The following is a 10,850-nucleotide window of genomic DNA, read 5'->3' as shown; positions in this document are numbered from 1 at the left end:
GCGTCGAGCCGGCCTTCTGCACCGTCCAGCAGGTCAGTCGTCAGCGCGACACGGGAGCCTCTAGTGTCCTCGCCTGTGACTGAACTTTCTTCACACCACCGTGCGACAGCGGATGCCTACGATGCCGTCGCCGTCCTCTATGCCGAACTCTCCCGCGATGCGCTTGATGCTCTTCCGCTGGATCGTGCGGTGCTCGCCGCGTTCGCCGAGCTCGCGCGGACCACTGATCCCGGACTCGTCGCCGAGCTGGGATGCGGCCCTGGACCTGTGACCGCGCATCTGCGGGACCTGGGGCTGGACGTCTTCGGTGTCGACTTGTCGCCGGTGATGATCGATCTCGCCCGCGAGGCATACCCGGACCTGCGGTTCGAGGTCGGTTCCATGGACGCCCTGGACCTGGCCGACGGCAGTCTGCAAGGCATCGTGTCCTGGTATTCCGTCATTCACACGCCACCGCAGGACGTGCCCTCGTACTTTGCCGAGTTCCGTCGGGTACTCGCGCCTGACGGCCACCTCTTGCTCGCCTTCTTCGAGTCGGAGGGTGAGCCGGTTACGGCGTTCGACCACAAGGTGGCGACTGCCTACCGGTGGCCGATCGACGACTTGGCGGGGCTGGCCGGGGAAGCTGGATTCATCGAAGTCGGCCGGATGTTGCGTGAGCCGCGCGAGGAGGAACGGTTTCGCCGGGGCCATCTGGTGATGCGCAAGTCTGGATGATGCGTAGCCCCCACCCGCGGGGCCGCGGTATAGGCGCCCGGCCGGTGACCGGGCGCCGATACCTGTCAGGTCAGGCCGGTGACATGACGGTCCGGCCGAGATGCCGGGCGAAGAACTGGACCGCGCTGTCCACCTCGAACCTGGGCACCTCCATGTGCGCGCCGGCGTTGGCGTGCAACGTCTTCTCCTTCGAGGCGAAGGCGTCGAACAACGCGAGACCGGATGGGCGCGGGATGTGCTCGTCGTCCCACTGGAGGACGAACTCGACCGGAACGGTGATCCGCCTCGCCGCCTCGGCCAGGGACTCGTCGTGCCAGAAAAGACCGAACACCGCGGCGCTGATCCTGGGTTCGGCCGCCGTCAACGGCACGCCGATCGCGGTGCCCATGTTCAGGCCGTAGTAACCGACCGGCCCTTCGGCACCAATCTCCGGTAGCTCCTGGAGGGCGTCCAGGGTCGCCTGCCACTCCGGCACGGCACGCTCCGCAAGGAGGAGGTTGTAACGGACCACGATCGGGGCGACCGGCTCGCCCGCTGCCATCGCCTGTCGTAGCGCGGCGATCTCCCGCTCGTCCACCTCCGTACGCGGCCGGCCACCGTGACCGGGCGCATCGATGGCCGCGACGGTGAATCCGCAGCCGTTCACGAGGCGGTGTGCGCGGCCGGCCATTGCCGGTGACTTGCTGTCGCGGCCGCCACCGTGCCCGAGCAGCACCAGAGGGGCACGGTCGGAGCCGGATGCCGACGACCAGAGCACGCCGGTGACCTCGCCCACGGTGAACTCGCGTGCGACGACACCGTCTGACGATGTCTCGGCGGTGAATTGCACAGAATGCATTGGTTGTTGCCTTTCGGGAGTGCCTTGTGATCGAGGCGCTCCCGGCGACACCTATGTCAATCGCCCGACCGTGACGGCGAGGGGGAGCACCCACACAGATACAGCGTTCATGGGTCTCACCTCCTCGCGCGGTGTCACGGTGGGCCGCACGCTATCAGCCGGGCGTCATCCCGCCCCACCGCTTTTCCCGGGTCGGCGGGTCAGCCGCCGCGGTTCAGCACGCCGCGGTGGGGTCTTGGCATGGCGCGCATCGTTGTCGCCGTGGACCCCGCCGGCGGAGAGTCCACCGTCAGTGCATCGGCGTCGGTCGGGACTTCGACCGGCAGTTGTACGTCCTGGCCCATGCCGATTGAATGCCGTCCGCGCTCAGGTGGAGCTTGCTGGTGAACCCGCCCCGCGAACGGCCCAGGGTCCTCACCTCCAGAATCCCGTTGATCACCTGCCGGTGATCCCGCCACCGCCACAACGCCCGTGACTCACCGGCAGGAACGGACGCAGCCCTTCCCCACTCGGCGTCTGTCAGATCGCCCCGCGCCATGTCCACATCGACGACAAGGACAAGCGGCAGTCACATGACCGGCCGGACAAGTCCTAGTGCTGTTGGGCCTCGCCCTGCTCCTCGAGCGTGGGGGTGACCCCACGCAGCAGAGTGGCCGCCAGCAGGGCGATGGCGAGCGTGATGACCACGCCGACGGTGTAGGAGATCTGGATGCCGTCCGTGAACGCCCTGGTGACGGTGCCCAGGAGGGACTCCTTGGTGTCACCGGCGAGGGACTCCGCCGCCGCGACGGCGGAGCCGATGCTGTCCTCGGCCGCTGTCGAGGCCGCTTCGGGGGTGCCTGCGGCGATGCCGTCCTGCACCTGGGCGCGGTAGACCGCGGTGCCGACCGCTCCCAACAGGGCGATGCCCAGGGCGGTCCCCAGCTCGGCAGCGGTCTCCTGAATGGCCGAGGCCTCGCCCGCCTTCTCCGGGGGCGCGGACGCGAGCACCATGCCCGTGCCCAGCGCGGGGGTCGGGCCCAGGCCCAGGCTCATGACGGCGCCGCCGACGATGACCATGCCGATACCGGAGTCCTCGGTCAGGCGGCTGAGGACGAACATGCCCACGGCGGCGACCGCCAGCCCTCCGGCCATCAGGTACGCGGGCCGGATCTTCTGGGCGAGCGCGGGGGACGCCATGATGCCGATGACCATCATCACGGAGATGGGCAGGAGCAGCAGTCCGGCCTCCATCGGGGTGTACCCGGACACCATCTGCAGGAACTGCGCCAGGAAGAACTGCGCGCCGGCCATGACGAACATCGACAGGGCCAGCACCGCCAGCGCGGCCGCGAACGTACGGCCGCCGAACAGGCGGAGGTCCAGCAGGGGCGAGGCGAGGTTCCGCTGGCGCAGCACGAAGGCCGCGCAGACAGCCAGGCCCAGGGCGAGGATCAGCGAGGAGGTGGCCTCGATGCCGTGCGAGGCGTACTCCTTGATGCCGTACACCACCGGCAGCACACCGATCAGCAGCAGCACCACGCTGAGGGGGTCCAGCCGGCCCGGCCGCTCGGACCGGAACTCCGGGAGCAGCAGGGGCCCGGTGATCACCAGCAGCGCCATCACCGGCGCACCCAGCAGGAAGACGGAACCCCACCAGAAGTACTCCAGCATCACGCCGCCGACCGCCGGGCCCAGCGCCCCGCCCAGCACGAAGCCCGCCATCCACACACTGATCGCGATGTTGCGCTGCTTCGCGTCGTGGAACATGTTGCGGAGCAGCGACATCGTGGACGGCATCAGCGTCGCGCCCGCGACGCCCAGGAGCCCGCGCGCGACGATGAGCATCATCGGACTCGTCGAATACGCCGCGAGCACCGAGGCGGCACCGAATCCCACGGCGCCGATCAGCAACAGCCGCCGTCGGCCGATACGGTCGCCCAGGGTGCCCATGGTGATGAGGAGGCCCGCGATGAGGAAGCCGTAGATGTCGACGATCCACAGCAATTGCGTGCTCGACGGGTCGAGATCCGCACTCAAATGCGGTACCGCCAGGTGCAGTACGGACATGTCAAGGGCGATCAGGATGGTCGGCAGCGCCAGGACCGCCAACCCTAACCACTCCCGCTTTCCGGCTCTGACCTGCCGAGACGTTGTCATGTCGGTCACCATGGGCGCCACGCTAGAACCTCAAGCGGACTTGAGGTCAAGCGGCTTACGGGGCAGCGGCTTCCCGCTCGCCGATACTGCCCGACATGATCGTCCGGACGTGCTCTAGGCGTCCCGGTATCGATCCCGGACCTCGGGGCGCTGCTGGAAGCCGGCTGACTTGTAGGTGGCGACGGCACCGACGTTGGAGCTCGGGGTGCAGACGATCGCGCTCGACGAGCCCAGCTCCTGGAGTGCGGCCGCCGCGGCGACGGTGATCGCCTTGCCATGGCCGTGACCGCGATGTTCCCGGTGTACGCCCATCGGTTCGAGCAACCCGGGCCTACCCGGGCCAGCCGACCAGACCGTCACCGCCGCCACCGCGCTGCCCTGGTCGTCGTATGCGACCAGACACCGGGCGTCGGCGTACGGCAATCCGGCCGCCATCGCGTGCCAGCGCTCGTCCGTGAACCTCGACCCGTCGAACGCTGCCCGATGTACGGCGGCAAACACGTGCGCCCGCTCCGGCCCGACCAGCTCGATCCGCACGCCTGGGTCCTTCACCGGTTCCGAGAGGTCGCGGTGTAGCGGTGTCCACGGCTCGTCGGTGTTCCAGCCGTCCTCGAACAGCAGATCTTGGACCAGTGCATCCATCGGCGCCTCGATGTTCACCTTCCCTTCGGGCAGCACGCCGCGCTCCGGGTCGGTCACGTCGTCAACCAGCTGCTGCGCCAGCTCCTCGTCCCGCTGAGCGTCTGGCGCGATCGTCAGCCGCAACAGCCCGGGACCGTCCAGCAGCCCGACGGCGAGAATCTGTCCGTCCCCGCTCCACGTCCTGACCGCCGCGGCCGTCGCCTCCGCACCTGACCGCCAGAACCAGCCCAGATCCCCCGGATGCAGCTGCATCGGCGCCCCGTCGTACTGCCACTCCCGCAGCACGCCCACAACCTCGCTCAGCCCGTCGACTCCCGGCTTGCCCAACGTAATCGCCATACCCCCGATCACACATCACGGGACCGACAGTCGGCACCCGATTTCCGACCGCAGTGTGTCGGCGGCCAGTGTTGTAGAAGTGCAGCCAGGGTGCGAGTGCGTCGGCGCGTTCGGTATTGCTGGCAAAGACCTGGTGGTAGGCCCATACGGCCTGCCTGGAGAACGCGTTTCCAGGCTTCAAACTGCGTGAGACATACGTTGTTTGACGTGTGTAGATAAGTGGATAGTTCATCAAGTCACGCAAATCGGGTTCCTGTTGATCTATTTCATCCTTCAAATTGGTTGACATCCAGAGGTGGAATGTCGGACGTTCAGCCGTGACCCACCGATGCGCCACAGAGCCGGAGAGATGGCACGCAGATGACTTTCAGAGACAGGAACCCGAAGCCGGGGCGCGGGAGGCGCCCGGCAGCGCTTGCCTCGGTGACGACCCTGCCGGCGGCTCCGCCGGCAGGGCTGGGCGCGACCGGGACCGCGCAAGCGGCCACGGTGGACGCGGGCTCGTGGTACGAGCTGATCAACCGGGGGAGCGGCAAGGCGCTGGACATATCCGGCGCAAGTACTGCTGAGGGAACCGCCGTTCAGCAGTGGACCCGCAACGGCGGTGCCCATCAGCGGTTCCAGTTCGTCGACTCGGGCGACGGCTACTACCGACTGAAGGCCCAGCACTCGGGCAAGGTGCTCGACGTCCACGGCTGGTCCGGCGCCGACCACGCGGACATCGTGCAGTGGGGCGACACCAACGGCTTGAACCAGCAGTTCCGGCTGGAGGACTCGGCGGACGGTTACGTCCGTCTGATCAATCGCAACAGCGGCAAGGCCGTCGAGGTCCGGAACGCTGCCACCACGGACGGTGCCAAGGTTGTGCAGTTCACCGACTGGGACGGCGCCAACCAGCAGTGGCAACTGGTCCCCGTGAAGGGCGTCTTGGAGCAGGTGCACACCGCAGGGCGGGTCAAGAACCTGGGGAAGACGGTGCAGTTCAGCTGGCCCGGGGTGTACTTCGAGGGCCGCTTCCGCGGGACCGGCCTCGGGGTGGTACTCGACTGCGCGGCCGCCGACTACGACGTCCAGGTCGACGGGGCCACCGTCGCCACCCTGGTCACACCCGGCGACACCACGCACTGGATCAACGGCCTACGGGACGGCGAGCACACGGTCCGGGTCGTCAAACGCAACGACACCCCGGGGGACACCAGCACGTTCGGAGGCTTCGTCGCCGCGCCCGGGGGCGCCGTACTGAGCAAGCCGGCGGCCCGGGACCGCCAGATCGAGTTCATCGGGGACTCCCTCACGGTGGGCTACGGCAATGTCTCGGGCACCCGCGACTGCAATCCTGAGCAGCTCAAGCGGAACACCAACACCGACGTGAGCTACGGCGCCCTCACCGCCCGGCAGCTGGACGCCGATTACCAGATCAACGGCTTCTCCGGTCTCGGCATGGTACGCAATGTCGCCGGCATCTCCCCGGACGTCACGTACCGGACCTACTACGACCGCGCCCTGCTGAACGTGGACGGCGACGTCTGGCAGAACCCGGGGACGTGGCGCCCCCAGATCGTGGTGGTCAACCTCGGCTCCAACGACTTCTCCGACCTCACCCCCGGTGAACCGTGGACGCCCGACAGCCTCGCGGCCGCCTACCGCACCGCCTACGGCGAGTTCCTCCGGAAACTGCGGACGCGCTACGGTGCCGGCACCACCCTCGTGGCCGTCGGCTTCGACGGAAACGCCGAGCATGTGCGGCAGGTGGTCGAGGCGCGCAACGACGCCGGCGACAGCGGGGTCCACTACTGGTTCCTCGATCAGTCAGGCCTGGACTTCCTGGGATGTGACCGGCACACCTCGGCTCACGACGACCGGGTGATCGCCGACCGGCTTGCCCCGTTCCTCAGCAGCCTGCCGACGGGATGGTGAGGGACATGACCACCCGTGAACCGGGCCAGGGACTGCTGCCCCCCGCCGTCGCCTCCGGCACTCCCCTGCGTGTCCTGCCGCTGGGCGACTCGATCGCCTGGGGCGAGGGCAGCAGCACGGGCGACGGCTACCGGGGTCCGCTGCGAGAACACCTCGTTTGACCCGTTGGTGCCCTTGTAGACGTTCCAGTTGTGGCCGCCGACCGTGGCATTGCCTTGGTAGGAGCCGAGCAGTCCGACGGCTCCGTTGTGGTTGACCCAGAGCATGATCTCGTAGTCGTGGTCGGTGTCCCAGATGTCGTACGAGGTGTTGTACGCGCCGGACGACGGGACGCTGACGTCGTAGTCGCTGGTCAGCCAGGCGAGGGAGTCGATCGACTTGTTGATCGACTGCGTCGAGTTGGGGTAGGACTTGATGCCGCTGGTCTCCGGATGGTCGGCCCAGACGCCCCCGCCCGTACCGGAGTTGGCCCAGGTGTACTGGCTGCCCGCGCCGACGCCCCAGATGTTGTTGTAGAGCGTGTAGCCGTTCAGGTTGGTGGTGCCCCACTGGTCGCAGGTGTTCCAGACCGCGGCCGAGGCAGGGGCGGCTAGGCCGTGTTTGAGAAGTTGATGGTGTGCTGGGTGGGCTGTCCGGGGAAGTCGCGGGCGGCCATCCAGATCGTCAGATCGCGGGCGATCCGGTCGATGCTTGTCTCGCTGATGACGTCGTGTTCGCGGTGGGCGGTGTCGCGTCGGACGACTTCGTAGCCGCCTTCGTCCAGGACCGCGACGGAGGTGAACCAGGCCGGGTCGTCTTCGTCGGGCTGGATGACGACGAAGGTGTCGTCCGAGTCGTTGAGGTCATCGATCAGCATGAACAACGCGTCCTCGGACGGGTCGTCGATATGGTCGCCGCTCTCGCTCTCGGCCCGGTAGTACGCAGCGCCCATCGCCTCTGTCTCCCCTCGATCCGCTGACCTGATCGCGGCCAGAATGACATGCGGGACCGACACGTCCGACAGGTCACAGCCACTCGTTGATCGCGGCGATGAGGACGGTCGTTTCGAAGCGGACCGCGAGCTTGTCAAACCGCGTGGCCACGGCCCGGTTCCGCTTCAGCCGGTTGGCGCCGCACTCGACCGCGTGCCGGGCCTTGTAGTCCTCGCGGTCGAAGGCCGGAGGACGCCCACCGGCCGCTCCCCGGCGTTCGCGGTGGCCTGCCTGATCGGCAGGTTCCGGGATCGTGCAGCGGATCCCGCGCCGCCGCAGATAGGCACGGTTCGCGCGCGATGAATACGCTTTGTCGCCCCGCACCCGCAGCGGACGAACCCGGGGCCGCCCCAGTCCGAGACGAGGAACCCGGATGGCTTCCAGCACGGCCGTGAACTGCGGGCTGTCACCCCGCTGCCCGGCTGTGACCAGCAGCGACAACGGCCGCTGCCCTTGCTCACAGGCCAGGTGAATCTTCGTGGTCCAGCCCGGCAGATCGTGGAGTCGACGTTCACCTCCCAGGTGATCAGCCCGACTGCGTCCGCCCGCGCTTGCAGTCTGGTCAGTACCGACGACCAGACCCCATCGCGTTGCCAGCGGCGGAAGAGCCCGTAGACCGTCTGCCACGGACCGTACTCCGCCGGCAGATCCCGCCACGGGGCCCCGGTCCGAACCCGCTAACGGATCCCATCGATCAGCTTCCGCCGGCACACCGACGGCCTGCCCAACACCGCGACCGGCAGCAACGGGCACAACACTGCCCACTGGTCATCAGAAAGATCCCCTCGCCCCACACCGAGATCATCACGGCACGAGGCGAGACACCGGAACCACTTCTAAAACACGGCCTAGTCGTCGTCGCCTGCCACGACCACCACCAAGAACGCGTCCGACTTCAGGTCCATGATGACCTTCGCGGGCTTCCCCTCGGCGCGGCGCGCCGCCGCGTACTCCTCCGCCGGCCATGATCCGCGCGGAGCTCCCGCACCGAACCGCTTCAACACCTTTGCGCCCATAGCGGCAGACCCCTCCAGCGCCGTTCATCGACCCGAACCGGCAACTCTCGTACAGTGCGCCTGCCCCCGACGGACGCGGACATGTCCCATCTCGGACACTCAGTTCCCGCACGCGACGACGAGCGTCCCGGAGCGGCTGATCAGTTTTCGGGACGACTACAAGAACCACCGCAGATGACCCGCACCTGGTCGCTGATGTCGTGGACCGGGATCGGCCACCTTCAACGGCTGCGGCCACGGTATGGCCCTCGCCCAGGGCGAATTGGGCCTCCTCGGGGCACCTGGCAAGGTCGCCAGTGGCGTGAAGCCGATGTCCGTGTCGTGGCGGGTGCTGCTCAACTACGGCATTGCCGCGGTGTGTTTCTCGTGATCGGTCATGCGGCAGCCCGCGGGGTGCGTCGGCTCTGACCAGACGTACCGGCCCTTCATGGTCGGCGCGACCTCCCCAACGGCCCCGTCATACGGGGCCGTTCGGGTATCACGTCCGCTGCCTTACGCCGATGTCGCCACAACTGGTTCGGCGTGGCCGAACAACTCGTCGTAGCCAGGGGGAAGTTGTGTGATCAGCCGTGTCAGGACCGCTTCATCGGCGGCGGCGGTGATGGCGCTCAGGACCGCGGTGGCGTGACGTCTGCCGGCGAGCAGGTCACCGTCGGTACGGTCGGCCACCGCGGCAATGAACGCGGACGGGGTCAGAGGTTCGCTCGCTGGCGCAGTGCAGGCGAGGACCGGGGTGCACTGGTGCGGCAGCAAGCGGGCCAGGTCGATCAGATCGTCCCCCACCAGATGGGCGCCGAGGATCTCAAGGGCAGCCTCGGCTGCCTGTGCCGCGCTGAGCGGGCTGTCGTATCCCCCACGAACCCGAATGTCATCGAGGAACTCCTCCAACTGCATGGCAGTCACCTCCAGTTTGCGGCGCGACCAAACGGGCGCTGTGTGTGCCTGGCGCGCCATGGTGTATCGCGGGAGTTCAAGGGCGGTGCGGTGATGCTTCGACGCGAAGGCTGGGGCTCGCGGCACGGGCGGCGCCGCGGGAGCGTTCGGCCTGCTGCTTGCCCGGCAGCGCGCCGCCCGTGGCGGTGGCCTGACCGGTGAGCGGGTTGCGGGCAAGCCCGGTTCGCAGCCGGACGAGAATCCGCGCCAGCAACCGCGATACATGCATCTGCGAGAGCCCGAGTTCCGCACCGATTTCGGACTGGGTCATCTCTGCGCCGAACCGCATCGAGATGATCTTCCGGTCGCGTTCGGGGAGCTCTGCGAGCAGAGGGCGCAGCGCCTGGCACTCCTCGACCTTGCGCAGACCGTCATCCTCGAAACCGATGCGCTCCGCGAAGGAACTGTCGGCCTCGTCGTCCGCGGTGTGGAAGTCCAAAGACGCAGCCGTGTATCCATTGGCGGCCACGAGCCCATCCCGCACTTCCTCGGCCGGCCGGCCCAGGCGAGCCGCGAGCTCGTCGAGGGTCGGCGGCCTGCCCAGGTCCTGTTCGAGCTCGTCGGCAGCCCTCGACAGCTCGGTGCGCAGCTCCTGCAGCCTGCGCGGGACATGAACGTCCCAGGAATTGTCCCGGAAGTGGCGCTTGATCTCGCCAAGGATGGTCGGCAGCGCGAAGGTGCTGAAGACGACGCCGCGGGCGGGATCAAAGCGGTTGATCGCCTTGATGAGGCCGATCGCACCGACCTGGACGACGTCATCCTGCGACTCGCTGCGGGCACGAAACCGGCGGGCTGCGAAGCGGACAAGCGCGAGGTTGAGTTCGACCAGCGTGTTGCGGACGTACGAGTACTCGGAGGTGCCCTCTTTCAATTCCTTCAGGCGCGCAAAGAGCACATCGGACAGTTCACGCGCATCGTCGACGGGAAGCTGGTCAGGCTGGGCCGGGATCCCCGGCCATGGGTCCGGATCGGGGGCGGTGTCCAGCCCCGAAGTATGTCGGTGAACGGACGGATGGGTCGCGTTCCGGTTGAGTGTCACGGAACCGGTCATCGTGTCGTCCTTTCGGCTCGGCGTCTCCCCTTTGCGAGGAGACGCTCATCGTGATCATGCAGTTACCCCCGGTTCTGAAATGCAATCAATGCGGCTTCCATCTGCCATGAACCAGCTGGTGGGATGCATGCCGCTTCACTACGGCGGGTGACGCATCGAATAAGACCGCCTCCCACAGGTATTGGCGGCAACAGGATCTCGCCCGCACGCCCGCAATGAGGGCTCGGGGCGCGAATCCCGAGTCGAGTGAAGATCATCATCAGCCGGCCACGAGTCGAAGTGGCACC

General features: G+C 67.5%; 10 protein-coding genes and 2 pseudogenes. 3 read left to right on the top strand and 9 right to left on the bottom strand.

The window, feature by feature from the left end; translation table 11 throughout:
• The first annotated feature begins 75 nt into the window (after positions 1-75).
• The gene (locus STSP_RS18340; protein ID WP_067279052.1) at positions 76-717 is read left to right on the top strand and encodes a class I SAM-dependent methyltransferase; all 642 of its coding nucleotides are present in this window, start codon (positions 76-78) and stop codon (positions 715-717) included.
• A 70-nt stretch (positions 718-787) separates the two neighbouring features.
• On the opposite strand, the gene STSP_RS18335 is transcribed toward STSP_RS18340, so the two are convergent.
• From STSP_RS18335 to STSP_RS18325, 3 genes are all read right to left on the bottom strand, one after another.
• Positions 788-1,555 (bottom strand): dienelactone hydrolase family protein, encoded by a 768-nt coding sequence (locus STSP_RS18335; RefSeq protein ID WP_067278985.1) that lies wholly within the window; start codon positions 1,553-1,555, stop codon positions 788-790.
• 591 nt (positions 1,556-2,146) lie between these two features.
• Positions 2,147-3,706 (bottom strand): MFS transporter, encoded by a 1,560-nt coding sequence (locus STSP_RS18330; RefSeq protein ID WP_067278982.1) that lies wholly within the window; start codon positions 3,704-3,706, stop codon positions 2,147-2,149.
• 102 nt (positions 3,707-3,808) lie between these two features.
• On the bottom strand, positions 3,809-4,675 hold the full coding sequence (locus tag STSP_RS18325; protein ID WP_067278979.1) for a GNAT family N-acetyltransferase: 867 nt from the start codon (positions 4,673-4,675) through the stop codon (positions 3,809-3,811).
• Positions 4,676-5,035: 360 nt separating this feature from the next.
• On the opposite strand from STSP_RS18325, the gene STSP_RS41415 reads away from it, so the two are divergent.
• Positions 5,036-6,592 carry an RICIN domain-containing protein gene (locus tag STSP_RS41415; RefSeq protein WP_456300506.1) on the top strand — a complete coding sequence of 519 codons (1,557 nt, stop codon included), beginning with the start codon at positions 5,036-5,038 and terminating at the stop codon, positions 6,590-6,592.
• Between the two features lie 5 nt (positions 6,593-6,597).
• On the top strand, positions 6,598-6,753 hold the full coding sequence (locus tag STSP_RS39205) for a hypothetical protein (protein WP_157902860.1): 156 nt from the start codon (positions 6,598-6,600) through the stop codon (positions 6,751-6,753).
• Here the strand turns inward: STSP_RS39205 and STSP_RS37220 are convergent.
• The 6 genes and pseudogenes from STSP_RS37220 to STSP_RS18300 form a co-directional block, all read right to left on the bottom strand.
• A pseudogene (locus STSP_RS37220) lies at positions 6,736-7,182 on the bottom strand (GH12 family glycosyl hydrolase domain-containing protein); the annotation flags it as partial. The gene STSP_RS39205 and the pseudogene STSP_RS37220 overlap by 18 nt on opposite strands.
• The gene (locus STSP_RS18315; RefSeq protein WP_067278976.1) at positions 7,182-7,523 is read right to left on the bottom strand and encodes a hypothetical protein; all 342 of its coding nucleotides are present in this window, start codon (positions 7,521-7,523) and stop codon (positions 7,182-7,184) included. The gene STSP_RS18315 and the pseudogene STSP_RS37220, both read right to left, overlap by 1 nt.
• Before the next feature lie 73 nt (positions 7,524-7,596).
• Positions 7,597-8,357: pseudogene (locus tag STSP_RS18310) on the bottom strand (transposase).
• A 54-nt stretch (positions 8,358-8,411) separates the two neighbouring features.
• Entirely contained in the window at positions 8,412-8,579 is a 168-nt protein-coding gene (locus STSP_RS39665; protein WP_198547377.1) for a hypothetical protein, read from the bottom strand.
• 492 nt (positions 8,580-9,071) lie between these two features.
• On the bottom strand, positions 9,072-9,533 hold the full coding sequence (locus tag STSP_RS18305; protein WP_232789695.1) for a DUF2267 domain-containing protein: 462 nt from the start codon (positions 9,531-9,533) through the stop codon (positions 9,072-9,074).
• Between the two features lie 16 nt (positions 9,534-9,549).
• Positions 9,550-10,563, bottom strand: a complete 1,014-nt coding sequence (locus STSP_RS18300) for a SigB/SigF/SigG family RNA polymerase sigma factor (RefSeq protein ID WP_067278970.1) — start codon at positions 10,561-10,563, stop codon at positions 9,550-9,552.
• Positions 10,564-10,850 lie beyond the last annotated feature (287 nt).

The organism is Streptomyces jeddahensis (assembly GCF_001642995.1).
Classification (GTDB): Bacteria; Actinomycetota; Actinomycetes; order Streptomycetales; family Streptomycetaceae; genus Streptomyces; species Streptomyces jeddahensis.
This window is presented reverse-complemented; position numbering and strand designations above follow the sequence as displayed.